The following is a 24,485-nucleotide window of genomic DNA, read 5'->3' as shown; positions in this document are numbered from 1 at the left end:
ATCCTACTGTCGTTGCTCTGCTGTTCAAGTATGAGCAAAGTACATGCACAGGTGCCATTACCATATAACAGCACCAGTAAGATCAATTATGTCCGTACCTTGGAACCTTCTTTTCCAACTACAGATCCGGCTGCAGTAACAGCACCGGGCCGGCCGGTTTCAGATGTCAAACAAGCCACAAAATATTTTGATGGACTTGGGCGCCTGTTACAAACAGTAGAAAAAGGTATGAGTGGAGATAGCAAAGACATAGTCACTCCAGTTTTGTATGATGAATTCGGATTGGAACAATTCAAATATCTACCCTATGTGCCCACAGGCGGAAATATGAGCGATGGGAAATTTAAACTGGATCCTTTTGGTGCACAACAGATATTTTATAAAGACCCATCCCTCAATCCTACTTTAAAGGATGAAGGTATTTATTATCATCAAACTGAATTTGAACCATCGCCCTTAAACAGAACAATAAAGGTGTATGCCCCAGGCAGCAGTTGGGGAAAAACGATGGGGAACAAGCCTGTTGGCCAGCAGTACCTGATGAATACAGCCGCGGATTCTGTTCGTATCTGGACCATTGCGGATAATGCAGATTTGCCTGTAACAGCAGCCATTTTTGATGCAGGACAATTATATAAGAATGTAACAACGAATGAACATAATGTTCAAACGGTCGAATATAAAGATAAAGAGGGGAGGATGGTGCTGAAAAAAGTGCAGCTTCATAGCAGCGCCTTACTGGGAACTGCGCATATGGGTTGGCTTTGCACTTATTACGTGTATGATAACCTCAACCGTCTCCGGTTTGTTATTTCTCCTATGGGCGTTTCGAAAATTACAAGCAGCTGGAATGTAACAACAGTAGCGGAGGAATTTTGTTTTCGGTACCGTTATGATACCAAAAGCCGGATGATCTTTAAAAAAGTACCGGGAGCTAAACCGGTTGAAATGGTTTATGATCAGCGGAATAGACTGGTTTTCACAAGGGATGGTAATATGAATGCCGATAATGTTAAAAACTGGCTGGTGACATTTTATGATGAGCTGAACAGACCGGTGCAAACAGCTTTATATCATTCTGCAGCTTCCAGGGAGACTTTACAGGGCGCGATGAATACTGTAGTGAATGCAACCGGAAATACAAATTATAAATTTCCAGGAATTGCGGATCTGGTAGTAGCGGCAAAGGATAGAGATATTTACAAAGCAATCAACAGTATTGCATTTGAAAGCGGATTTGATACTGGAGAGAATGGAGTAATGGATGCTTATATAGATGGTAACTTAAATGAGGGAATTGCGAATATCGTTGTTAACAATCCCCTCCCAGATATCGATCCGGCTTCGCTGACACCACTTACCTACACCTTTTACGATCATTACGATTTTCCGGGTAGCCAGCCTATACTGACTACAGATCTGGGTAAGCCGGTGGCTGGCAACAATCCATATAGCGAACCTTCTGTAGTAAGTGACGTGACGACCGGTTTGGTGACAGGTACTAAGGCGAGGATACTGGGAACTGACCGCTGGCAAACCAGTACCATTTACTATAACAGCAAGGGCCGAGTCGTTCAGACAGTCACGGATAATATCGCGAATGGGAAGGATATAACCTCCAATTTGTATGATTTCAATGGAAAACTGCTTAGTACTTATGGGCGCCACAAGAACCCCATGAGTAGTATCACACCGGAGGTCCGGATTCTAACAATGATGGACTATGATCAGGCTGGCCGTGTATTGGCTATCCGTAAGCAGATCAATGATGCAGGTGCACTTAAAACAATTGTTCAACATACCTACAATGCACTCGGACAATTAACCCAAAAACAATTAGGTGACAACCTGGATGTATTGACCTATGATTATAATATCAGAGGATGGTTGCTGGGAATGAACCGTGATTTTGTGAAATCATCTGGAAATACACCATTTTTTGGTTTTGAGTTGGGATATGATAAACCCACATCAGTTATTTCGGGAGCTACTTTTGCCGGGCAACAATATAGTGGCAATGTTTCCGGTACGATCTGGCGCAGTAAAGGTGATAATATTTGCCGTAAGTATGATTTTTCATATGATCTCGTAAACAGGTTGTCAGCTGCCGATTTTAATCAGCAAAATTCCGGTAGCTCTGGTTGGTCAAAAGACCAGGCAGACTTCAGTGTGAGCAACCTGAGTTATGATGCCAGTGGAAACATTCTTACTATGAGGCAGAAAGGTATTAGTGGCGGTGCCCCAACAACAATTGATGATTTGCGATATGATTATAAAAATGGGTCTACCAATAAACTGAACTTCGTAACGGATGGTATCTTTAATCCTCAGAGTACGCTAGGTGATTTTAAGGAAAACCAGCAGGCAGATACCCAAGACTACTGGTACGACGACAACGGTAATATGACCAGGGATGAAAATAAAAACATTGGTGCTATTACTTATAATCACCTGAATCTGCCAGAAGCAATCACGATGACAGGTAAGGGAAACATCCGGTATTATTATAACGCCCTGGGTAAAAAAGTGCGCAAAGTGGTACAGGACAATTCAGGATCTTCTTCCATCACCACTACTACAGATTATATCAATGGTTTTGTGTATAAAGATAATGTTCTTCAATTCACTGGACATGAGGAAGGCCGTATCCGCGCGGTAACCAGCCAGAATGCTCCAGTTGCTTTTGTGTATGATTATTTTGAGAAAGATCATCTGGGCAATGTACGGATTGTGTTAACAGAGCAAAATACTAATGCCATCTATGCTGCTACGATGGAAACGGCTACCGCTCCTAAGGAGTCAGCACTCTTCAGTAATCTGGATGACACTCGTGTGCCTAAACCGGTTGGCTTTGCAGCAGGAGATAGTAAGGAAAATAAATTTGTGGCTAAATTGAATGCGCAGGGAAGTTCAAAGAAGATAGGACCTTCTATCGTGCTGCGAGTAATGGCTGGAGATACTGTGCAAATTGGTGCGAAAGCTTTCTATAAATCTACTGATCCTGCGAATAAAAAAGAAAATCCAGTTCAGGCAGAGAGCATAGTGACTGATCTGATAGCTGCTTTTGGTGGAACAGCAATAGCAGATGCTACCCACGGTGGTCCTGCGACTTCGTCTCAGTCTCCTTTTAATACCAATTTCTACAATAATGATTATCAACGATTGAAGGATAAAGATCCGGATCACAACACCACCGGAAGACCTAAAGCCTATCTTAATTTTGTATTATTTGATGATCAATTTAAATTAGTTGAACAGAGTAGCGGGGTAAAGCAAGTAAAGGCTGAACCGGACCAGGTACAGACACTTTCCCAGGATAAAATGCCTATTGCTAAAACTGGTTTCTTATATGTATATACCAGCAATGAAAGTCCACAGGATGTGTTCTTTGATGATGTCGTCGTGGCACATGCAAGCAGCCCGTTGTTGGAGGAGACACATTATTATCCGTTTGGGTTGACGATGGCAGGGATTAGTTCAAGTGCGCAGGTAGGCACAAATTACCCGGAGAATAGGTTCAAGTATAATGGAAACGCACTTCAATCAAAAGAGTTTATTGATGGAACAGGACTTGAGCTATATGACTTTAATGCAAGATCATTGGATCACCAGATAGGTCGTTTTTGGCAAACAGACCCATTAATGGAACTGCATCTCAATTATACTCCTTATAATTTTGCACTTAATAACCCTATACTATTTGCGGACCCATTAGGATTAGACACTACTAGAGGAACTACAATACCTGAAAGTCCTAAAGATGGGGATGTTTTGGCTATTCCTGGTAGAAATGGGGGAGAATCATTTTACAGCTATTCTAATAATGGGGGATGGGTTGGTACAGGGATGAATGGAGGTACTTTAAATGAGGTTACTGTTGGCGTTTCAAGTACGTATAGTAATTATTTTAATGCTAAGGTCTATTATGGTAGCATATCAGATGGAGAAGGAATAGGAGCTCAAGATATGATCAATTTTGGGGTATCAACTTTAGGCCTAGGTATAAATATGTTTCAGACTAGGATGAATAATGACTTGAAAACCCTAATTAGAGGTGGATTACGAACTCCTGCAGCTCGTGGTACTAGAACTGCTTTGGTGAGGAGTTTAAAGAGCTTGGATAAAGTAGGTAAAAGACTTGGTTGGGTGGGAGCTGGTCTGACAGCTGTAAATTTAGCAAATAAATACGTTATGGATGGAGAGGGATTAACACGAAAAGATCTCTTTGATGCTGCGATTTCTGTAACTTTAGCGGTTGTCTCTATATCCAATCCTATTGGACTTGTAGGGTTAGGTGTATATGGGTTTCTTGATGCTACCGGGGCCTTAGATAATATAAAAGCATACGTTGGAATTGATGATACCGTAGTGCTTCCTAGCAAGCCTGAATACACTCTACATAATTTACTTCAATAATAAATAGCAAAAATTGCTTAGAATAACAGGATGTTTTACTTTTAATACTCAATAGTTTATTAGTATGTTATGGTATAGATATTTATATATTCATATATACAAAGGCTGTGCTAAGGTAAGGCGATATAATGCGAAGTATTCAGCGCTACTGTATTTGTCATTAATAAGCATACTGCTTACCTTGCCTTTCTTTGTGCTGATTATTTCTCGATTCGGGAAAATGCCAAAAGCATTGTTTTTTTTGTTGTCAATGTCCTTTGCATATTTGGTCTATTTAGCTAACAAGAAAGTGCTTTACAACAAAAAATCCTTCAAGCAATCATTAAGATTGTTTAATTTGGAAAATAACTTACAAAGGTCAATAGGTTATATCGTCTCATTTATATTATTGGCGAGCTCCCCAGTTTTGTTTATACTGATTTTGTGGTGGATTAAACGAATTATATATTTTTAAGAATAAGAGATATCGGAAATCGGTGCGGGAATTTTTGAATTGGTAAAATATAGAATGAGAATGATGTACTTATTCTCAGCCCTGGACGCAGTAGGTTAGATGTTTGGGGGCTTGGGGGAGACTAAATCTTTAACAGAACTATGCACTTGTTTAATATAACCAAATAGAAAAGCAGCAGGCGATCCTGCTGCTTTTCTATTTATTTTAAATAATTTTAAAACCCTACACTCACTCCCACAAAACAATTAAACCCTGCCATAGGGTAGTAGTAAGTATCATATACTACCTTGTTCTGCTTCAGATCATAAGCACTGTAGGTGCTTCCGTTGGGTTCATATTTTTTATTGAAGATGTTGTTGAGCATAAGTTGCAGTCCCAGTTCGCGGAATAACGGTTGCGGTACTACGTAGTTGAAACGCAGGTTGCTTACGTAATAAGGATTAAGACTAGCATCCTTGCTGGAAGTGTTATCCAGGTATTGACGGCTGACATATTTTCCGATCAGGTCTACGGTGAGGCCTTTCAGCGGACGGGCAGTCAGCGTATATCCACCTACAAAAGAAGGGGAGAAGGAGATGTTTGTTTTCTTATACGTTTCAGTGTGAGCTACCTCGTTGCTATCGTAGGAAATGGCATTATAGTCCAGTACTTTATTCTGGCTGAAAGCTGCGTTGGCGGCGATGGAGAAAATATTACTCAGTTTAACGGTACCACTCACTTCAACGCCTGCACGATAACTCTTAGGAATATTGGTACGAACATAAGCGCCTACATCGTTGAGCATACCGGTTTGTACGAGCTGGTTTTTATAGTTCATGTAGTATACGTTGGCCTGGAAGGAGGCGATGCTGTTGCTCCAGGAGTAACCGGCTTCGAGGTCGCGGAGTACTTCGGGTTTAGGCGGTGTTACGCCGTTGTTGGATTCGAAGTCAACACGATTGGGTTCTTTATGTGCCACGGCGATGGAGGCAAACACCCGGCTGGCGGGACTGAGCAGGTAAGAGATACCAGCCTTAGGATTAAAGAAGTTATAGTAGACATGCGCCATATATTCCGGGGCAGCTTCAAAACCGTTCATATTGTAGGCGATGTTGCGGTATTGCAGATCGGCGAAGAGGCGCAGGGCTTCAGTGATTTTATATTCTCCTTTCCAGTAGATGTTGAAGTCGTTTTTATCAGCGGGGTAGCGATAGTATTCATGATCTTTGTCGATGCCTGTTTGGGCCCAGATGACTTTACCATAGTGATCGCCGGTATAGCGGTTCCAGCCGCCGCCGAGGCTCCAGTTGAATTTGTTGCCGGTACGGTTTACCGAGAAGACGCTGCCATAGAAGTAGTTGTCGAGCCAGAGCTGACGTACCAGATCGGTGTTGGTTACTTTGGTGCCATTGATTTCGAAGGGAGGCAGGCCGTAATCAGAGAATGCACTGTTGGCTCTGTATTGTTCGTAGTAGCCGCGGCCACGGGTGAGGTGCAGGGCTACATTGAAATTGAGACTGGAATTTATTTCCTGATTGAGAAACAGTTGATAGTGGTCTTGTTGGTAGTTGTCAGTTTCATTGTTGTAGGGAGTGCCGGGTTTGGTGGTGCCGGCGGAGTTGTAGGTTCTGGCAGAGTCCAGGAATGCTTTGGGTACGCCGTTCCATGCCTGGTATGTTTTTTCTTTGCCGGAGAAGATGTTGAGGCGCAGCGCTGTTTTTTTGGAGATGTAGGCGGTGGAAGTATAGAAAGAGCGCAGGTCAGAGGTAGCACGGTCTATATATCCGTCGGAGGTGATTTTAGACAGGCGGGCATCGATGGTGAAGTGGTCGTTGATAAGGCCGGAACCTACTTTGACAGTGTTTTTCCAGCTATTGAAGGAGCCGAAGCTGCTGTTGATTTCACCATATGCTTTCTCGCGGAATTCGTTGGTGCTGAGATTGAGTGTGGCTCCAAATGCGGCGGCTCCGTTGGTGGAAGTACCTACACCGCGCTGCAGTTCTATGCTGCTCACGGAGGAGGCAAAATCAGGCATGTTCACAAAGAAAGTGCCTTGAGATTCTGCATCGTTGACAGGAATACCATTGACGGTAACGTTGATGCGGGTGATGTCGGAGCCACGTACGCGCAAGCCCGTATAGCCGATACCGGTACCGGCGTCGGAACTGGTGACTACGCCGGGTTGCTGGTCGAGTAGTATGGGCAGGTCTTGTCCGAGGTTGGCTTTTTTAATATCTGCGGCAGATAAGGTGCTGTTTACAAACGGAGCGTTTTTACCCGCACGGAGACTGCTGATTTCTACCGGTTTTACAAGAAGGCCGGTTTCTTCCAGTACAATATCTGCCACCTGTGTGCTGTTGGAAGCCTGCAGGATGGTGCTATAGGATTTGTAACCGATATAACTTACCTGAAGCGTATAATTTCCTTTTTTAGGAAGATGAATGCTGTAATGGCCTTTTTGATCTGTTAAGGTGCCTGTTTGGTTGATAGAGATGGTAACACCTTCCAGCGGTTTACCATTGGTTTTACTGGTAACGGTACCCGTCAACAGGGATTGTGCCTGTAAAGTGCCTGCTATAGACAGCAGCACCAGCAACATAAGCTGTTTCATTTTTAAGTATGTCTGTTTTCTGTTTTCAATTTCCTAACCAGCATTACCTGGTCCAGGTTCTGTGGGTGTGATCTCAGCCTGAAAGTAAGGCACCCCATGAGTTGCAAAGGAGTTGTTGGTCCTTGCTAGCCGCAAAGATAGGTTAATAAAAACATAAAATTGTTTTTTGTTGACGGGCGCGTGTAACCGCCTGGCGTGAAAACAAAAAAAATGATGTATTTTCCTGCTACACTTCTCTCAATCATCTTGTATAAATTTTTAACCATTAAATCTTTATCAGATGATCAAACTTCAGTTAATCGGCCATTTGGGCCGGGATGTAGTCAGGAAGGAAGTGAACGGCAATGTGGTACTTAATTTTCCGGTGGCGGTGAATGAGCGTTTTAGGAACCATGCCGGCGTCCTGGAAGAACGGACCACTTGGGTGGACTGCTCTTTGTGGAACAGGGAAGGACTGGCGCCTTATCTGAATCAGGGTGTGCTGGTATTTGTGGAAGGAGCGCCTAAATCGGAAGGTTACATCACTAAAAACAACAATCCTGCGGGAGCGCTCCGGCTCCGGGTTTTCCAGCTGCAGCTGCTTAGCCGTAAGGATGATGAAAAACGCCGCACGATCATGCCTGAAGTTCCGGCTGTTCCCGAGCAGGAGCTTGTGGAAGAACAACCCGCCGACGATCTGCCCTTCTAAATAAACATGCATTCCAACAAGAAGGGCTGTCTCCAACGGAGACAGCTTCTTTCCGATAAGGTAATTATAGCTCCATTTATCCCAATCATATTCCTCTTATAGGGATGTTTATTATTTATATATAATAATTTTAACAGAACCGATTTGCCATGAGATATAGTGCCCTGGCTGATTGTGCTCATTTTTACGCTCTCAGAAATATTACCTCAACACACCCTTTTTTAATTTTTTTTAAAAAAGATTTGGTGTGAATGAAAATAATTCTATCTTTGCACCCTCATTGCGAGGTAGAGCAGAGGTAGCTCGTCGGGCTCATAACCCGAAGGTCAGTGGTTCGAATCCGCTCCTCGCTACAAAGAGCGCATCAGCGCTGGTAAAGAGACCAGAAAGAGCCGAAGAAATTCGGCTTTTTTTATTTCCGTAAGTTTGAGCTGTGGAATGCATCACAGCCATCATAAGATCATCATGCACAAAGCAGGTTTTGTAAACATATTCGGTAAGCCCAATGCGGGAAAAAGTACCTTGCTCAACGCCATCATCGGTGAAAAGCTGGCTATCATATCCCCCAAGGTGCAAACCACCAGACATCGTATCACAGGCGTATTGACAGAGCCGGGCTACCAGATCGTATTCTCCGATACACCTGGTATCATCGACCCAAAATATAAACTGCACGAAAAAATGATGAGTGCGGTGAAATCAGCCCTGGAAGATGCTGACGTGGCTTTACTGATCATGGACGCAAAAGACTCGCTGGAAGAAAACCTCGAACTGTTCGAATCCTTAAGGCTCAAAGTACCAGCTATCCTCATCATCAACAAAATGGATAACCTCGTTAAAGCAGACATGGACGCGCTGCTCGAACGGGCTAAAGCATGGGGAAAAGCCAAAGCGGTAGTAGCTATCTCTGCCAGACAGAAAAAAGGACTCCCCGAACTGATGAAGGAAATCGTCGCTATGCTCCCGGAAGGGAACCCTTTTTATCCGGACGATACCCTAACGGACAAGTCTACACGTTTTCTGGTAGCAGAAATGATACGGGAAAAAATCTTCCAGTTGTTTGAAGAAGAAATCCCCTACCACACTACCGTAATCGTTACACAGTTCCAGGAAAAGGAAACACTGACTAAAATAACGGCAGAGATTATCGTTACCCGTGATACTCAGAAAGGCATCATCCTTGGAGAAGGAGGTAAGTCGATCCGTGAGCTGGGAACACAGGCCAGAAAAGAAATCGAACAATTCATCGAACGTAAGGTGTTCCTCGAACTGTTCGTTAAGGTACGTGGTAAATGGAGAGACAACGACCTCTTCCTGAAAGAATACGGATATTAATTCCGTTGTGCACAATTTTTAAAAATAGTAATAGTAATATACAATGGCTGGATTTACAGTAGCTATAGTGGGCCGCCCGAACGTGGGCAAATCAACGTTGTTCAACCGTTTACTGGAACAGCGCAGAGCTATCGTAGACGATCAGAGCGGTGTAACGCGTGATCGTCAGTATGGTATTGCGGACTGGAACGGCAAATCTTTCAACGTGATCGATACCGGCGGGTTTGTATCCAATAGTGATGATGTATTTGAACGGGAAATCCGTAAACAGGCCAAAGTGGCCATGGACGAAGCAAACGTGCTGATATTCATGACCGACGTAACAACCGGTATCACCGACCTCGATTCTGATGTGGCCAATCTCCTGCGTCGTACTTCCAAACCAGTTTACCTGGTTGTCAATAAAGTAGACAACAGCCAGCGTCAGCTCGAAGCCACCGAGTTCTACAGCCTCGGCTTCGATAAAACCTATTTCCTCTCTTCTATGAGCGGAAGCGGTACCGGTGAACTGCTCGATGATGTCGTGAGTAATATCACGGATGATATGGAAGATCCCAACCTGGAATCCAATGTTCCTAAAATTGCGATCATTGGCCAGCCTAATGTGGGTAAGTCTTCCCTGCTCAACGCCCTCGTAGGAGCAGACCGTAACATCGTATCCGATATCGCCGGTACCACCCGCGATACTATTCATACCCGGTACAACATGTACCAGAAGGACTTTATCCTCATTGATACCGCCGGTATCAGACGTAAACAAAAGGTGAATGAAGACCTGGAGTTTTACTCCGTTATCCGCGCTATCAAAGCCGTAGATGAATCCGATGTGGTGATGCTCCTGCTGGATGCCGAAAAAGGTATCACCGCTCAGGACCTCAGCATCTTCAGCCTCGCCGCCCGTAAAGGCAAAGGCGTGGTAGTGCTGGTCAACAAATGGGACCTGATGGAGAAAAGCACCAACACCGCCCGCGATTACGAAAAAGACCTGAAAAAACGCCTGGCTCCTTTCTCCGATGTACCGGTGATCTTCACCTCCGTCGTTGAAAAGCAACGTATCTTCAAAGCAATAGAAGCAGCACTGGAAGTATACGACAACCGTCAACGCAGAATACAGACCTCCCGCCTCAACGAGGTGATGCTCAAAGCTATCGAAGCTTATCACCCGCCAGTAGTAAGAGGTGTTCCTATCCGTATCAAGTATGTAACGCAACTGCCTACCCATACACCGGCCTTTGCTTTCTTCTGTAACCTGCCGGATGATGTGAAAACGCCTTACAGAAATTATCTTGAGAACCAGCTTCGGACAAACTTTGATTTCAGTGGGGTGCCGATCAAAATCTTCTTCCGTAAAAAATAGTCGAAAAAAAGCGGAATGAATTGATTTTGCATTCTGAAAATATTCTATACCTTTGCGGCGGTTTTAAAAAATAAAACAAACTAAAATGAAAAAAGTATTTGTATTTGCAATCGCAGCTGGTATGTTCTTCGTAGCTTGTAACGGTGGTAGCACTCCTGCTGCTGATTCTACTGCTACAACTGTAGACACTATGAACGCTGCTCCAGTTGCTACTCCAGCTGTTGATTCTGCTGCTGCTGCCGTAGCTCCTGCTGCTGACTCTGCTGCTGTTGCTGCTCCTGCTGCTGACTCTGCTGCTCACGCTGCTAAGAAGTAATTTTCGATTTATTTTCGATAAATTCTTGCAAGAACAAAAAGGCCGATTGCTTAGCAATCGGCCTTTTTGTTTGAATATTATTCAGGGAAATTCCTATTCTTCCAGTATAGAAGCCAGATTATTCAGCTCATCCTGGCGGTAAGCATCTTTATCGTCCCGGAAACACTTGGAGAGCTCCTCCAGCAGGTACTGGATGATCCGCTTGTTGGACTGTGGCTTGAAGTAGGCAGGGATAGAAGGCACGGAAACCCTTTTCAGGTAAGTGTCCACGTCTTGCTGGGTATAAATCTGCCCTTGTATGGGATCTATGAAAAACAGAATGCGCTGGTCTTCAGGCTCTACCGGCTCATCAAAATCCACAAAAGTATCAAAGTAGGCCAGGATAAACTGCCGCGGGATATTAACGGCATATACCGGCAGGTCCAGCATCGAACAGAGACTTTGATAGATGATCCCATTGGTAAGGGGATTACCTTTTTTAGACTCTATCACCTGGTTGATGAAGAACTGATTTTTCCGCTGGTAAGACATCTCTTCTCCCTTCAGCCCGAAATAATTGTAAATCATGCTGTTGAGCACATTGATTTTTTCGAGCGGGGTGAGATAGTTGTTGAGCTCCAGCCAGATATTACGTTTAATACGTTCTATTTCGTTGAGCACCTGGGAAGGCATCAGATCGGGGAACTGGTATTTGGCAGCCAGTATAGCCCCTTGCAGCAGGTCCTGCATATCCGATAAGCCCCACACACGCAGGGCCGCCTGGAGATCCTGATAATGGACCCGGTGAATCAGCAATTCTATTCGCTCCTGTATGGCTTCGTCTACAGTATTCTCCCACAAATTCTCCAGATTGGGAATAATATCCTTACCGTACAATAATATTTTATTGGCAACAGTATCGAATACTTCCTGATCGGGGTCATCCAACAGGTGGAACAAAGCATTTATTTCCTTGTTTTCATGCATAGTGATATACGGGTCCGTCCGGGTTATTCCGCTTTTTTCTTTCTGGGTGGAGCCTTTTTCTTAGGCGGATTGGCCTTAGCTTCTTCAATGATGGCTTTGGCTTCCTCCACAGTCAGGTCAGCGGCATTATCAATTTTTTCCTTTGGAATCTTATAGTTTTTAAGTCCCTGTTTGATGTAGGGGCCATAAGGTCCTTTCAGTATCTGAATCTTCTCTTTCTCAAATATCTTGATGGTACGTTCGTCTTTGGCGGTCCTTTTCTCAACGATCAGCGGCGCGATTTCGTCCAGCTCTACAGTGTAGGGGTCCATTTCCTTTTTCAGGGAATAGAACTTTTTATCGTGCTGAGCGTAAGGGCCAAAGCGGCCGATATTGATCACTACGTCCGAATCTTCAAACTGTCCGAGGGTACGGGGCAATCTGAATAGCTCCATGGCTTCTTCCAGGGAGATGGTTTCAATGCTCTGGGTAGCTTTCAGTTTGGCGAAGCGGGGTTTTTCCTCATCTTCTACCTTACCGATCTGGATCATGGGACCGTAGCGTCCCATGCGGGCTACAATCGGTTTGCCGGTAGACTCTTCTACACCCAGCTGACGTTCTCCTTTTACACGTTCTGCGTGTTCCAGGGTGTTTTCCACATCTTTATGGAAAGGTTTGTAGAACTCTCCCAGCATTTTGTTCCACACCTTCTTGCCGTTGGCGATTTCGTCGAACTCCTCTTCAATTTTGGCGGTAAAGCCGTAGTCCATCACGGAATTGAAGTATTGGTTGAGGAAATCAGTCACGATCATGCCCAGATCAGTAGGGAAAAGTTTGGATTTTTCCGCACCGGTATTTTCGGCATCGGTCTGGTTGGTGATTTTATCATCTTTCAGAATGAGGATACGGAATTCCCTTTTCACGCCTTCTTTATCCCTTTTTTCGACATAACCACGTTTTTGGATGGTGGTGATGGTAGGAGCGTAGGTAGAAGGGCGGCCGATACCCAGTTCTTCCAGCTTTTTAACAAGACTGGCTTCTGTGTAGCGGGGGGCAGGACGGGAGAATCTTTCGGTGGCTTTCATCTCCCTGAGGTCCAGGGACTGTTTCACAGCCAGTGGCGGCAGTGAACCTTCCTGGGCATCCTCTTCGTTGATATCTTCATCATCGTGGCTTTCCATGTATACTTTCAGGAAGCCGTCAAATTTCAATACTTCACCGCTGGCAGTCAGCTCTTCGTTGTTGGTGGAGATATTGATTTTAGCGATGGTTTTTTCCAGTTCAGCGTCTGCCATCTGGCTGGCGATGGTACGTTTCCAGATCAGTTCATACAGTTTGCGGGTATCGCTGTCATCTACAGTGGTGTTTTCCATGTAGGTAGGGCGGATCGCTTCGTGCGCTTCCTGGGCAGACTCGTTTTTATTTTTGAATTTGCGGTACTGATGGTAGCGGTCGCCAAAGCTGGTTTTGATAGCTTTTTCGATTTCCGCCACTGCTGTGTCAGACAGGTTAACGGAGTCAGTACGCATGTAGGTGATAAAACCGCTTTCATACAGTTTCTGGGCCAGCAGCATGGTTTTAGACACGCTATATCCCAGTTTGCGGCTGGCTTCCTGTTGAAGGGTAGAAGTGGTAAAAGGAGCGGCAGGTGATTTTTTGCCGGGTTTTACCTGTATATCTTTAACGGTATAGGCTGCTTTTACGCATTCCTGCAGGAATTTGTTAGCATCTTCCGCTGTTTTGAACTTATTAGGGCCTTCTGCTTTGAAGGAGATGTTTTTGCCGTTGATATCTTTTCCGGTGAACCAGGCTTCTACCTTAAAGGTGCTGACAGCGGTAAAGCCGTTGATTTCTCTTTCCCTTTCCACGATCAGTCGTACGGCTACAGACTGTACACGGCCGGCAGAGAGCGAGTTACGCATGCTCATTTTCCGCCATAACACCGGGGATAATTCGAAACCCACAATCCTGTCTAGTATACGGCGTGCCTGTTGGGCATTTACGCGGTCCATATCCACCCGGCGCGGATGCTGTACCGCATTTTCGATGGCCGGCTTGGTAATTTCATGGAATACAATACGTTTGGTTTCACCCGGATCGAGGCCCAGTACCTCGCACAAATGCCATGAAATGGCTTCCCCTTCACGGTCCTCATCCGTTGCCAGCCAAACCTCATCGGTTTCCTTAGCCAGCTTCTTCAGGTCCTTTACTACCTTTTCTTTATCTTCCGGTATTACATATTTAGGCTTGAAGTTATTTTCAATGTCTATCCCCATGTCGTCCTTCTCCAGGTCACGGATGTGGCCGAAGCAGGATTTGACTTCAAAGTCCTTGCCCAGAATTTTTTCAATGGTCTTGGCCTTTGCCGGGGACTCAACTATAACTAAATTTTTTGCCATGTAAGCTTCTTTAATGTGCTGCTAAATACGTAAAAAAACGTAAAATAAATACTAATAGGATTTTGCAATTATATAAAAGTACCTTCAAAATAAAAAATAAGGCCCCTTTAAACCATAAAGTTACGAATAATGAATGTTGAAATAAGCATACCGAATGCAAGCTCTGGCAAATGATCATCTATTATTAATTATTCATTATTTACAAATTGTAATTTGTAATCCGCAATTAATCATAAATTTACTTATGGACATTGTAATAATTGGAACCGGGAATGTAGCCCATTGTTTTGGCCAGCTGCTAAAATTGCATGGGCATCAGGTGAAACAGGTGCTGAGCCGGCATATAGACCATGCCCGGAACCTGGGGGAAATGCTCAATGCCCCCTACACTGATGATTTAACGGATATAGATATGAATGCAGATGTTTATCTCCTGGCTGTCAGTGATGCCGCCATCCCGGAACTGAATGATCAGCTCCGCCTCGGCAAACGGATCGTTGCCCATACGGCAGGGGCCGTACCACTCAGCGCCATCTCCCGCATATCCGTTAATACCGGCGTATTATACCCTCTGCAATCCATCCGTAAGGAACTCAAAACCTACCCGCCTATCCCGGTGATGCTGGAAGCAGGCAATGATGAGGTACTCAGACGTCTGCAGGCCCTGGCTGGCAGTATTGCCTCCCGTATTGCTATAGCAGACTCAACCCAGCGACTGAAGTACCATCTCACCGCAGTATTGTGTAACAACTTCACCAACCATCTTTTTGCTGAAGCCAAAGCTTATTGTGAGAAGGAACAGCTGGACTTTACCTTGTTGCAACCTATTATTAAGGAGACTTTCGACCGGCTGGAGAAGTATGCTCCGGAAACGGTACAGACCGGTCCGGCCCTCCGCAAGGACAACACTACCATGGACCTCCATCGTTCTCTCCTGGCAGATAATGAACATCTCCTACGGGTATACGAAGTGCTGAGTGAAGCCATCTATCGGCTGCATCATTAATCATAAGTAGTGTAACATCCCCGCACAATTCAATTTGTTATCTGTAATTGCTATTTTTGGGGCCGTTACAGAAAAATTCTACATGAATATATTAGCTTTATTTAAACCTATTACCACTTTTGTCCTGGATGTGGATGGTGTTTTGACGGATGGAACATTGCAGCTGCTGCCCGGCGGGGAAATGTCGCGCAAAATGAATATTAAAGACGGTTATGCCTTACAGCTGGCTGTTAAAAAGGGATACCGGGTGGTGATCATCTCCGGTGGAAAATCGGAGAGCGTGGTAAGCCGCCTGCAGGGACTGGGTATCAAAGATATCTATACCGGTATTCACGATAAAAAGGAAAAACTGCAGGATTATGTATTTGAGCATGATCTTACCTGGGAAGAAATCCTGTATATGGGAGATGATATACCGGATTACCAGGTGATGCAGCTGGTGGCGCTGCCGGTTTGCCCGGCAGATGCGGCACCTGAGATAAAAAGCATCTCCAGATATGTATCACCGGTACCGGGTGGCCATGGCTGCGTACGGGAAGTGATCGAAAAAGTACTGAAGCTGAATAATCACTGGCTGATGGACGAAGGCATAGCATCGAAATAAAACACTACACTATGAAACTCTGGGCTGCGTTTTTTAAACTGGTGAGATATCCCAATCTCATATATATTGCCCTAACCCAGTTTTTGCTGCAATACTGTGTGGTAGCACCGGTATTACACAGTACCGGTGAAGAACCGTCACTCTCAGTGCCGCAGTTCATTCTGCTGAGCCTTTCTACCGTGCTGATTGCCGCCGCGGGCTATATTATCAATGATTATTTTGATATCAACATTGATATTGTCAACAAGCCCGATAAAATGGTGCTGGATAAAATCATCAGCCGCCGCTGGGCAATGGCCTGGCATACCATATTTAATATGGCAGGTGTGTCACTGGGTTTTATCGTAGCCTGGAAAACAGGCCAGATCTATCTGGGTTTTACCCAGGTGATTTGCTCGCTGCTGTTATGGTTTTACTCCACTTCCTTTAAAAGGCAGGTACTGATCGGCAATGTGGTGATCTCCTTGCTGACCGCCTTATCGGTGGTGGTAGTGGGCTTTTATGAGAAACAGATCTATGAAAGCTTTGAGGCCATCATGTCTCCTTCCGGCAGGAAACTGATACAAATCATCGGCGTGTATGCGTTGTTTGCTTTTGTCATTTCCATGATAAGGGAAATAGTGAAAGATTTGGAAGATATGATCGGTGACAGTAAAGACGGTTGCCGTACAATCCCCATCATCTGGGGCGTGTTGCCGGCCAAGCGTCTTTGTAACGCACTGATGTTGCTGCTGCAGGTAACCATTATCGCGGTGGAGGTAAGGGTGTGGATACTGGGCTGGTATGGTGCTATTATTTATCTGTTGCTGTTTGTGCAGCTGCCCTGCATTTACGCTTACTGGCTGTTGAAGAAAGCACATCTGGCGGCACATTATCACAAGGTAAGTTCCATTGTAAAGCTGGTGATGCTGACCGGTATTTTATCCATGATATTTTTTAAACTTTTGTTATAGATGTATAAAGGCGCACCTGTTGTGCTGGCTTCCCAGTCGCCCCGCAGAAAACAGCTGCTGGAGCAGGCTGGTATCCCTTTCGAAGTGAAGGTGGTGGAAACAGCAGAAACTTATCCTCCCGGGCTGGCTATAGAGCAGATTCCCATTCATATTGCAGAGCAGAAGGCGGCCGCCGTGATGGCGCTGTGTACGCCGCAGGACATTGTGATTGCGGCTGATACGGTAGTAGTGCTGGATGATGTTATCATCGGCAAACCCAAAGACCGGGAAGATGCTATCCGTATCCTGACCGCACTGAGCGGCCGGTCACATCGGGTGATCACCGGAGTGGTGATCCGCCGTAATGGAGTGGAAACAGCTTTCTCCCAAACAACCACGGTGCATTTTAAGCCCCTCACCACTGATCAGGTGAGTTATTATGTAGATAATTTCAAACCTTATGATAAAGCAGGTGCTTATGCTATCCAGGAATGGATCGGCGCGGTGGGCATCGATAGTATCCATGGTTGCTTTTATAATGTAATGGGGCTGCCGGTGAGCAGGGTAGTGGAAGAACTCAACAAGTATTAAAAATCAGAGAGGCTGTCCCGTAATGGAGACAGCCTCATATATAACTATAATGGTTGGTTTGTGCCACAGGCACTAATATCTTACTCGAGAACTAACAGGTTAACGTCTTTCTTTTTCAGCCATCCGCCTTCTCTCAGTTTTTGCAGGTTGATGGTTCCCACCACATATCTCCATTCAGGAGATTCATACTTTTCAGAGATATTGAAAAAGTCTGTCAGGTCTACCTGATCAGGTGTTTTATATCGCAGGTATACTTTCAGCTTCACGTCGTTGGAGAAGTTGGGCTGGTTGTTTTGTTTGATTTTTTTGTATTCGTAGCGGTAGTTATACAGCAGGGCAGAGATGTCGGAGAGAACGGCGCTGCCGGTAGCAGTACCGCCGGCACCTTTACCTACGAAGAACTGTTTGTCCGTGAAGGCACTTTCCAGGAGGATGCCGTTGTATTCGTTGTACACGTCGAAGAGCAGGTTGTGTTCCTTTACCAGGTGTGGTAATACATAGGAGTACACGCTTCCGTTCTGGCGGCGGCATTGTGCAATCAGTTTGATGGTACAGTTACGTTGTTTGGCGAACTGTATATCGAAGTCGTTGAGATGATGGATACCGAAGTTGAACACTTCTTCGGGTTTTACGAAAGTACCGAAGGCGTGGAGCAGAAGGATAACGATTTTAAACTTAGGATCGTATCCTTCGATATCGAGGCTGGGGTCTGTTTCGGCGAAGCCCAGATCCTGCGCTTGTTTGAGGGCAGTTTCAAAGCTGAGATTTTCTTCGAATATTTTGGTGAGGATGTAATTCGTAGAGCCGTTACAGATACCTTCTACCGCGTTGAGGAGGTCGTTATCGTAATATTCTTCCAGGTTGCGGATGATGGGAATACTAGCGCAGCTGGACGCTTCATACAGGAAAGGCACTCTGTGAACTGACTGAAGTTCGTACAGGGCAGGCAGGTTTTCAGCGATCATGCGTTTGCTGGCGCTTACTACGGCTTTGCCGTTGCGGAGCGCGGTGCTTACGATGTCGAAGGCCGCTTCTGTGTCGTTGATCAGCTCTACCACTACGTCAATAGTAGGATCTTCGAGGATTTCATTTTTATCGGTCGTAAAATAGCTGTTGTCGATAGGTCTTGATTTGTTGGGGTCTTTAATACAGATCTTTTTGATGCGTGCATTAATACCTTTTGTTCTGTTCAAAACCTCGTACAGACCTTGTCCTACGACGCCGAAGCCGAAAATACCCAGATTGATGATCTTGTTTTCCATACTTTAGTACATAATTGGTTGGTGCTGTCAGCGTTCAGTGTTGAAGCGGCCGGTGGCGGCCTATAGCTGTGAGCTGACAGCTATTGTAAAACAGTGATTTGTTTGCCGGCTGGATGATTTAGTTTATCCAGTGCTTGTTTCAGGTCGTTGATGAGGTCTTCCGCATCTTCGATCCCTACTGATAACCGGATGCAGGAGTCCTGCAGTCCTGTTTTTTTCCGGAATTCTTCCGGTATGGTGCGATGTGTCATTGTGGCCGGGTGGGCCAGCATACTTTTCACGCCGCCGAAGCTCTCCGCGAGTTTAAACAGCTTGGTAGCGTTAACGATGCGGATTGCGTTTTTGATATTGTCGCTTTTGAGCGAGAAACTAACGAGTGCGCCGTAGTTTTTCTGCTGTTTGCGGGCGATATGATGGTTTTTGTGGGAGGCGAGTCCCGGATAATATACTTTGTCTACTGCCGGATGTGCGGCCAGCCAGTTGGCGATGGCGCTGGCGTTGCTGCATTGTTTTTCGAACCGGAGATAGAGTGTTTCTATTCCGCGGATGGTCAGCCAGGCTTCAAACGGGCTCAGGATGCTACCGGAGATGTTTTGATTATACCGGATCTGATCTGCCAGGGCTTTGGAGTTGACTACTACCAGTCCGGCGATTACATCACAGTGGCCAGCCAGGTATTTGGAGGCGCTGTGGATCACGATATCGGCGCCCAGTGTGAGCGGTTGCTGCAGCAGCGGGGTGCTGAAGGTATTGTCTACTGCCAGCAGTATATTATGTTGTTTGGCAATTTTGCTGATAGATTTGATATCAGAGATGCGCAAAGTAGGATTGGTAGGGGATTCCAGCCAGATGATACGGGTATTGGGTGTGATGGCGGCCAATACTTTGTCGAGGTTGCTGGTGTCTACAAAATTTACTTTGATGCCAAAGCGTTCGAACATGTGGTTGAAGATCTGGAAGATGCCACCATAGGTATCTTCCACGGCCATGATTTCGTCGCCGGATTTCAATAGTTTGAGTACAGCGTCGATGGCAGACATGCCGCTGGCAAAGGCGAAGCCGGCATAACCTTCTTCCAGGCTACAAATGAGCTCTTCCAGCACTTTACGCGTGGGATTGTTGGCCCGCGAAAATTCAAAACCTTTATTGATACCCGGTGATTCCTGCACGAAGGTGGATGTCTGATAGATAGGTACAGAAATCGCACCTGTCAGTTCATCTACCGGAATGCTATGAATCAGTTGTGTAGCTGTTTTCATGTTAATAAAATTTTAATGAAGTCACAAATAGTCATGCTATTACGTGCAACTTTATCATTAAAAATCTACTTAAACAACCTTATTTCCAGGAAGTGACGGGAGGAGGCAAAAAAAAAGCCCTTCCGGGTGTTGGAAGAGCTCAATCAAATAATATATCTGGTGAAGAATTATCTCTGCCAACTTATCTTTCCCCGGTATAACCGAGGCAGGAATTAGCACCTTTTTCCTGATCTGTTGAATCAGGAAAGGTTGCTAAGGCATCGCAGGGCCAAGTCCCTCCGCCTTTCTGGATAAGTGATGTATAAGAACTGGGTGCAAAGGTAATAGCAGTTTTATCAATTTTCCAAATTTGGGGGCAGAATTTATTTTCCGGCAGCGGGTGAATTGTTATCTTTAGGAACATTGTTTTATTGACCAACCATATCTTTATGAGTGTTAACCCCCCGCTCTCAGAGGCGCTGTTCCAGCATATCTGGAAGTGCCGTCTGTTCAGGCAGGACAGCCTGGTGGCCATCACCGGAGAAGCTGTCCAGATCATCAGCCCTGGTACACAAAATCATCATAGTGGTCCTGATTTTATAGCGGCCCGCATCCGGATTGACGGTATTTTATGGGCCGGCCCGGTAGAGCTGCACCTGCGCTCGTCTGACTGGTACCGGCACGGGCATGCGGGCAATGAGCAGTACCGGCATATCATTCTGCATGTGGTGTATGTACACGATCTGCCGGAAGGTATTGGCGGACACATACGTTGCCTGGAATTACAACCGTATATCTCCAATCTGTTGCTGGAGCGCTATGAGGAGCTGAGGCGGACCGCTGCCTTTGTGCCCTGTAGTGCGCATGCCGGCAGGGTTTCCCGGTTGATATGGACAGGCTGGCAGGAACGCCTGCTGGCCGGACGCTGGGAACGGCGCTGGCAGGAGCTGATGCACTGGCTGAGCCTCAATGGTTTCAACTGGGAAGAAACCTGTTACTGGTCACTGGCCCGTAGTTACGGTGCCCCGGTGAACGCACGGCCTTTCCTGCAACTGGCGCAGTCGTTGCCCTATACCGTGCTGCAATGGCATTACGACCGGCCGCTGGCGGCAGAAGCACTGCTGTTTGGCCAGGCAGGCATGTTGGAAGGTCCCTTTACCGACGTATATCCTTTACAGTTACAACAGGAATATGGCCAGCTCCGTCAGCGACATCAGCTGGAACCCATGACGGTACATCAGTGGAACTGGCTCCGGATGCGGCCTTCGGCATTCCCTGCCATGCGTATTGCCAGCTTTGCTGCCCTGATACAACAACGACGGCAGCTTTTCAGCCGTATCCTGGAAGTGAAGAATATCCGGGAACTGGAGCAGCTTTTTTTCGTTCCCCCTTCCCCGTATTGGCGTACGCATTATCGTTTCGGACGCAGTGTACGCCACACCCGCCAACCCGGACGGCAGGCACTGCATACGGTATTGATCAACAGCGTGTTGCCCCTGCTCCACTTGTATGGTCAGCAGCGGGAATCAGCTTATTTCCAGGAGCTGGCATTATCGCTGCTGCAGCAGCTGCCGGCAGAAAACAACCATATCACCCGGGCCTGGAAAAAGCTGGGTATCGTACAGGAAAATGCATTGGCATCGCAAGGGCTGCTGGAGCTGAAGCAGTATTATTGCGAACAGATGAGGTGTCTGGAATGTGCAGTAGGGACGCGGATTCTGGGCGGGTAGATAAAAACAAAGGCGCAGGGGAAGACGGTTGTCAAACTCCTTTGCGCCTTTGTAGCTTTGCGTTTCCGCAAAAAATTACCAGTTGAAAGTAATATCCTGTTTAATGTCAGGGTGGATGCTCTGTGCCACAGGGCAGGTATGGGCGGCTCTTTCGAGGATGGTCTTTTCCTTGTCACCGAGGCCATGACCGGCCGGCATATCGAATATTACGTTGATGCCGGTGATACGACGGGGTTCTGTGCCCATGATCTTGGTCACACTGATTTTGGTGCCATCAATAGGCCAGTTGTTGTCTCTGGCTTTGATGCCCATGATAGTGAGCATACAGGAGCCAAGTGCCGCTGCTACCAGATCAGTAGGAGAGAAACGTTCGCCTTTACCATTATTGTCTACCGGGGCATCTGTTTCGATAACAGTGCCTGACTTCAGGTGGGTGGCTGTGGTTCTGAGCTCGCCGGTATAGATTATTTCAGCTGTTGCCATATTTTTGTTTTATAAAGACAGTAAAAGTCTGTTTGATATCAACTGTAAAATAAATGTATTTTTAGTAGATGAGAAAGCCGGAAAGATGCGCTGGCAAACTCGAAAAAAATTAGGTACGTTTGTAATATTAATATAACAATACCTTTGTTCAAGCGTTTATTTATTACATAATAGCCCATCACTGTGAAAAAATTATACATCATCCTATTTTTAGCAACGATCTCCGGAGGTTTGTATGCACAGACAACAAGCCGGCCTTCTACATCATCCAAAAGAACTGAGAAAGAAGAACGCAAACTGAAGAAGATTGCCATATTCCGGGAGCAGGAGGAAGGTGAGAATGTGTTTCAGCGTGATTTTTCCGTGGGCGCCCGTTTGAATACGGATGGCTGGTCAGGCTTTGTGGAGATGGGCTATCGTAAGAGCCGCAAAGTGGTGAACTATTTCCAGTTTGAATTTGCAGAGAAGAAAAACCCCAAGGAAACCAAACGCCAGGGCTCCGGTGGCAGCGGCTTCTCCTTTACAGAAAGGCCGTTTATCTATGGAAAGGTTAACAACTTCTACCAGGCTAAGCTGGGCATCGGACAACGGTATCTGATCGGCGGCAAAGCCAATAAAAATGGAGTAGAGGTAGATGCTATCTATTATGGAGGCCTGTCTGTAGGGCTCCTGAAACCTTACTATCTGAATGTTAAGAGCCAGGACGGCCCTGAACAGGAAGTGAAATACGATCCCAGCAATCCAAACAATAACTTCCTTAACGATGGCAAAATCATCGGTGCTGCCGGCTTCGGAAAGGGCTGGAGCGACCTGAGCGTAGTGCCCGGGTTACATGCCCGCGCAGGCCTCCGCTTCGACTGGGCCCACTTTAATGAAGTTGTGAGCGCCCTGGAGATCGGTGTAAATGCTGAGATGTATACTAAAAAGATACAGATCATGGCAAATCAGGATGATAAACAGTTTTTTTTTAATGCATATGTTAGCTTGCAGTTTGGTAAGCGCTGGAATAGGAGATAAGTATTAACTTTGTTTTTTTAAAGAAAGGAATCAGCGATGCAAGAACTACCCGTTATAGCTGCCGAACCGGCCACCACAAGAGTGAAAAAGCCCGACTGGCTGCGCGTTAAGTTACCTATAGGCGAGAACTACAAGCAGGTGAGAAACCTGGTAGATACCCATAAATTACATACGATCTGCGAAAGCGGCAACTGCCCTAACATGGGCGAGTGCTGGGGAGCCGGTACGGCTACTTTCATGATCCTGGGCAATATCTGTACCCGCAGCTGCGGCTTCTGTGCCGTAGCCACCGGCCGTCCGGAAGCGGTGGACTTCGATGAGCCACAACGTGTGGCAGAAGCCATCTACCTCATGAAAGTAAAACATGCGGTGATCACCTCTGTTGACAGAGATGAGCTGAAAGATGGTGGTTCCATCATCTGGGCCAATACCATCAACGCCGTAAGAGCCTTGAATCCGGAAACCACCATGGAAACACTCATTCCCGACTTCCGTGGCCAGTGGGAAAACCTCCAGCGCATCATCGATGTAGCGCCCGAGATCGTTTCCCATAACCTCGAAACAGTGGAAAGACTGACCAAACAGGTTAGAATACAAGCTAAATACCACCGTAGTCTGGAAGTGATCCGTCGTTTGAAAGAAGGCGGTATGCGTACTAAAAGTGGTATCATGCTCGGACTGGGTGAAACCAAGGAAGAAGTGGTACAGGCTATGCAGGACCTCTATGACAACGGCTGCGATGTGGTAACATTGGGCCAGTACCTGCAACCTACTCCCAAACATCTGCCGGTAGTACGCTTCGTACATCCCGACGAATTTGCGGAATTACGTGAGATCGGTTACAACATGGGACTCGACTACGTAGAGGCAGGTCCGTTAGTAAGATCTTCCTATCATGCAGAGAAACATATTGTCAGCGGTCGTAATAAAGGATGATCGGATAAGAATTTTCAAGTAATTGTTAAAATCCACCCATTGGGTGGATTTTTGTTTAGAGAAAGTTATCTTAGCGCCTCAATTTAATTTTACCTAAGCAGCAGGATGTCTGTTGCTCCTACCTACTCACTGTTATCGGTTGTTGTTCAATCGCTGTTACCCGCCGGACTATGCCACGGTTATCAC

At 45.9% G+C, this 24,485-nt stretch carries 18 protein-coding genes, 1 tRNA gene and 1 riboswitch; of the genes, 13 read left to right on the top strand and 6 right to left on the bottom strand.

The genetic code is table 11. The features are described from left to right. Positions 1 to 30: 30 nt before the first annotated feature. Positions 31 to 4,416, top strand: a complete 4,386-nt coding sequence (locus tag DF182_RS06695) for a DUF6443 domain-containing protein (RefSeq protein WP_161964078.1) — start codon at positions 31 to 33, stop codon at positions 4,414 to 4,416. 668 nt (positions 4,417 to 5,084) lie between these two features. Here the strand turns inward: DF182_RS06695 and DF182_RS06690 are convergent. Continuing rightward, complete coding sequence (locus DF182_RS06690) at positions 5,085 to 7,460, bottom strand: TonB-dependent receptor (RefSeq protein WP_113616797.1); 2,376 nt, start codon at positions 7,458 to 7,460, stop codon at positions 5,085 to 5,087. Between the two features lie 280 nt (positions 7,461 to 7,740). Here DF182_RS06690 and DF182_RS06685 point away from each other — a divergent pair, with 280 nt between their 5' ends. The 5 genes from DF182_RS06685 (at position 7,741) to DF182_RS06665 (ending at position 11,156) form a co-directional block, all read left to right on the top strand. Beyond that, positions 7,741 to 8,148: a single-stranded DNA-binding protein gene (locus DF182_RS06685; RefSeq protein ID WP_113614877.1), complete on the top strand. Its 408-nt coding sequence runs from the start codon at positions 7,741 to 7,743 to the stop codon at positions 8,146 to 8,148. 281 nt (positions 8,149 to 8,429) lie between these two features. Continuing rightward, a tRNA-Met gene (locus DF182_RS06680) sits at positions 8,430 to 8,501 on the top strand. A 112-nt stretch (positions 8,502 to 8,613) separates the two neighbouring features. Beyond that, positions 8,614 to 9,483 carry a GTPase Era gene (gene era / locus DF182_RS06675; RefSeq protein WP_211327067.1) on the top strand — a complete coding sequence of 290 codons (870 nt, stop codon included), beginning with the start codon at positions 8,614 to 8,616 and terminating at the stop codon, positions 9,481 to 9,483. Between the two features lie 43 nt (positions 9,484 to 9,526). Next, positions 9,527 to 10,840, top strand: a complete 1,314-nt coding sequence (gene der / locus DF182_RS06670) for a ribosome biogenesis GTPase Der (protein ID WP_113614876.1) — start codon at positions 9,527 to 9,529, stop codon at positions 10,838 to 10,840. An 85-nt stretch (positions 10,841 to 10,925) separates the two neighbouring features. Beyond that, positions 10,926 to 11,156, top strand: coding sequence for a hypothetical protein (locus DF182_RS06665; protein ID WP_113614875.1), 231 nt, complete (start codon positions 10,926 to 10,928; stop codon positions 11,154 to 11,156). A 93-nt stretch (positions 11,157 to 11,249) separates the two neighbouring features. Here the strand turns inward: DF182_RS06665 and DF182_RS06660 are convergent, their stop codons facing one another. Continuing rightward, entirely contained in the window at positions 11,250 to 12,122 is an 873-nt protein-coding gene (locus DF182_RS06660; RefSeq protein ID WP_113614874.1) for a transglutaminase-like domain-containing protein, read from the bottom strand. 23 nt (positions 12,123 to 12,145) lie between these two features. Continuing rightward, positions 12,146 to 14,500: a type I DNA topoisomerase gene (topA, locus tag DF182_RS06655; RefSeq protein WP_113614873.1), complete on the bottom strand. Its 2,355-nt coding sequence runs from the start codon at positions 14,498 to 14,500 to the stop codon at positions 12,146 to 12,148. 244 nt (positions 14,501 to 14,744) lie between these two features. On the opposite strand from topA, the gene DF182_RS06650 reads away from it, so the two are divergent. The 4 genes from DF182_RS06650 to DF182_RS32565 all read left to right on the top strand — a co-directional run bounded on the left by DF182_RS06650 (position 14,745) and on the right by DF182_RS32565 (position 17,633). Then, entirely contained in the window at positions 14,745 to 15,506 is a 762-nt protein-coding gene (locus tag DF182_RS06650) for a Rossmann-like and DUF2520 domain-containing protein (RefSeq protein ID WP_161964077.1), read from the top strand. An 82-nt stretch (positions 15,507 to 15,588) separates the two neighbouring features. Further along, on the top strand, positions 15,589 to 16,110 hold the full coding sequence (locus DF182_RS06645; protein ID WP_113614871.1) for a KdsC family phosphatase: 522 nt from the start codon (positions 15,589 to 15,591) through the stop codon (positions 16,108 to 16,110). 11 nt (positions 16,111 to 16,121) lie between these two features. Further along, complete coding sequence (locus DF182_RS32570) at positions 16,122 to 17,063, top strand: geranylgeranylglycerol-phosphate geranylgeranyltransferase (protein WP_211327066.1); 942 nt, start codon at positions 16,122 to 16,124, stop codon at positions 17,061 to 17,063. After that, entirely contained in the window at positions 17,064 to 17,633 is a 570-nt protein-coding gene (locus DF182_RS32565; protein WP_211327065.1) for a Maf family protein, read from the top strand. 80 nt (positions 17,634 to 17,713) lie between these two features. On the opposite strand, the gene DF182_RS06635 is transcribed toward DF182_RS32565, so the two are convergent. Both DF182_RS06635 and DF182_RS06630 read right to left on the bottom strand, forming a co-directional pair. Beyond that, complete coding sequence (locus DF182_RS06635) at positions 17,714 to 18,895, bottom strand: homoserine dehydrogenase (RefSeq protein ID WP_113614870.1); 1,182 nt, start codon at positions 18,893 to 18,895, stop codon at positions 17,714 to 17,716. A gap of 80 nt (positions 18,896 to 18,975) precedes the next feature. Then, positions 18,976 to 20,154 carry a trans-sulfuration enzyme family protein gene (locus DF182_RS06630; RefSeq protein WP_113614869.1) on the bottom strand — a complete coding sequence of 393 codons (1,179 nt, stop codon included), beginning with the start codon at positions 20,152 to 20,154 and terminating at the stop codon, positions 18,976 to 18,978. Positions 20,155 to 20,332: 178 nt separating this feature from the next. Then, a riboswitch (SAM riboswitch) is annotated at positions 20,333 to 20,451 on the bottom strand. A gap of 131 nt (positions 20,452 to 20,582) precedes the next feature. Here DF182_RS06630 and DF182_RS06625 point away from each other — a divergent pair. Beyond that, the gene (locus DF182_RS06625) at positions 20,583 to 21,863 is read left to right on the top strand and encodes a DUF2851 family protein (RefSeq protein WP_113614868.1); all 1,281 of its coding nucleotides are present in this window, start codon (positions 20,583 to 20,585) and stop codon (positions 21,861 to 21,863) included. Between the two features lie 75 nt (positions 21,864 to 21,938). Here the strand turns inward: DF182_RS06625 and DF182_RS06620 are convergent, their stop codons facing one another. Beyond that, on the bottom strand, positions 21,939 to 22,346 hold the full coding sequence (locus DF182_RS06620; protein WP_113614867.1) for an OsmC family protein: 408 nt from the start codon (positions 22,344 to 22,346) through the stop codon (positions 21,939 to 21,941). 183 nt (positions 22,347 to 22,529) lie between these two features. Here DF182_RS06620 and DF182_RS06615 point away from each other — a divergent pair, with 183 nt between their 5' ends. Together DF182_RS06615 and lipA are read left to right on the top strand one after the other, a co-directional pair. Next, positions 22,530 to 23,363 carry a hypothetical protein gene (locus DF182_RS06615; RefSeq protein ID WP_147243363.1) on the top strand — a complete coding sequence of 278 codons (834 nt, stop codon included), beginning with the start codon at positions 22,530 to 22,532 and terminating at the stop codon, positions 23,361 to 23,363. Between the two features lie 36 nt (positions 23,364 to 23,399). Further along, complete coding sequence (gene lipA / locus DF182_RS06610) at positions 23,400 to 24,299, top strand: lipoyl synthase (RefSeq protein ID WP_113614865.1); 900 nt, start codon at positions 23,400 to 23,402, stop codon at positions 24,297 to 24,299. Positions 24,300 to 24,485 lie beyond the last annotated feature (186 nt).

Origin of the sequence: Chitinophaga flava, from assembly GCF_003308995.1 — a bacterium.
In the GTDB taxonomy this organism is placed as follows: domain Bacteria; phylum Bacteroidota; class Bacteroidia; order Chitinophagales; family Chitinophagaceae; genus Chitinophaga; species Chitinophaga flava.
The sequence above is the reverse complement of the archived record's forward strand: the minus strand, read 5'-3'. Positions and strand labels throughout refer to the sequence as shown.

Bases quoted from the DNA above. Each gene is read 5' to 3' on its own strand.
- DF182_RS06695 (WP_161964078.1), top strand. From the start codon at position 31: ATGAGCAAAGTACATGCACAGGTGCCATTACCATATAACAGCACCAGT.
- DF182_RS06690 (WP_113616797.1), bottom strand. From the start codon at position 7,460: ATGAAACAGCTTATGTTGCTGGTGCTGCTGTCTATAGCAGGCACTTTA.
- DF182_RS06685 (WP_113614877.1), top strand. From the start codon at position 7,741: ATGATCAAACTTCAGTTAATCGGCCATTTGGGCCGGGATGTAGTCAGG.
- era (WP_211327067.1), top strand. From the start codon at position 8,614: ATGCACAAAGCAGGTTTTGTAAACATATTCGGTAAGCCCAATGCGGGA.
- der (WP_113614876.1), top strand. From the start codon at position 9,527: ATGGCTGGATTTACAGTAGCTATAGTGGGCCGCCCGAACGTGGGCAAA.
- DF182_RS06665 (WP_113614875.1), top strand. From the start codon at position 10,926: ATGAAAAAAGTATTTGTATTTGCAATCGCAGCTGGTATGTTCTTCGTA.
- DF182_RS06660 (WP_113614874.1), bottom strand. From the start codon at position 12,122: ATGCATGAAAACAAGGAAATAAATGCTTTGTTCCACCTGTTGGATGAC.
- topA (WP_113614873.1), bottom strand. From the start codon at position 14,500: ATGGCAAAAAATTTAGTTATAGTTGAGTCCCCGGCAAAGGCCAAGACC.
- DF182_RS06650 (WP_161964077.1), top strand. From the start codon at position 14,745: ATGGACATTGTAATAATTGGAACCGGGAATGTAGCCCATTGTTTTGGC.
- DF182_RS06645 (WP_113614871.1), top strand. From the start codon at position 15,589: ATGAATATATTAGCTTTATTTAAACCTATTACCACTTTTGTCCTGGAT.
- DF182_RS32570 (WP_211327066.1), top strand. From the start codon at position 16,122: ATGAAACTCTGGGCTGCGTTTTTTAAACTGGTGAGATATCCCAATCTC.
- DF182_RS32565 (WP_211327065.1), top strand. From the start codon at position 17,064: ATGTATAAAGGCGCACCTGTTGTGCTGGCTTCCCAGTCGCCCCGCAGA.
- DF182_RS06635 (WP_113614870.1), bottom strand. From the start codon at position 18,895: ATGGAAAACAAGATCATCAATCTGGGTATTTTCGGCTTCGGCGTCGTA.
- DF182_RS06630 (WP_113614869.1), bottom strand. From the start codon at position 20,154: ATGAAAACAGCTACACAACTGATTCATAGCATTCCGGTAGATGAACTG.
- DF182_RS06625 (WP_113614868.1), top strand. From the start codon at position 20,583: ATGAGTGTTAACCCCCCGCTCTCAGAGGCGCTGTTCCAGCATATCTGG.
- DF182_RS06620 (WP_113614867.1), bottom strand. From the start codon at position 22,346: ATGGCAACAGCTGAAATAATCTATACCGGCGAGCTCAGAACCACAGCC.
- lipA (WP_113614865.1), top strand. From the start codon at position 23,400: ATGCAAGAACTACCCGTTATAGCTGCCGAACCGGCCACCACAAGAGTG.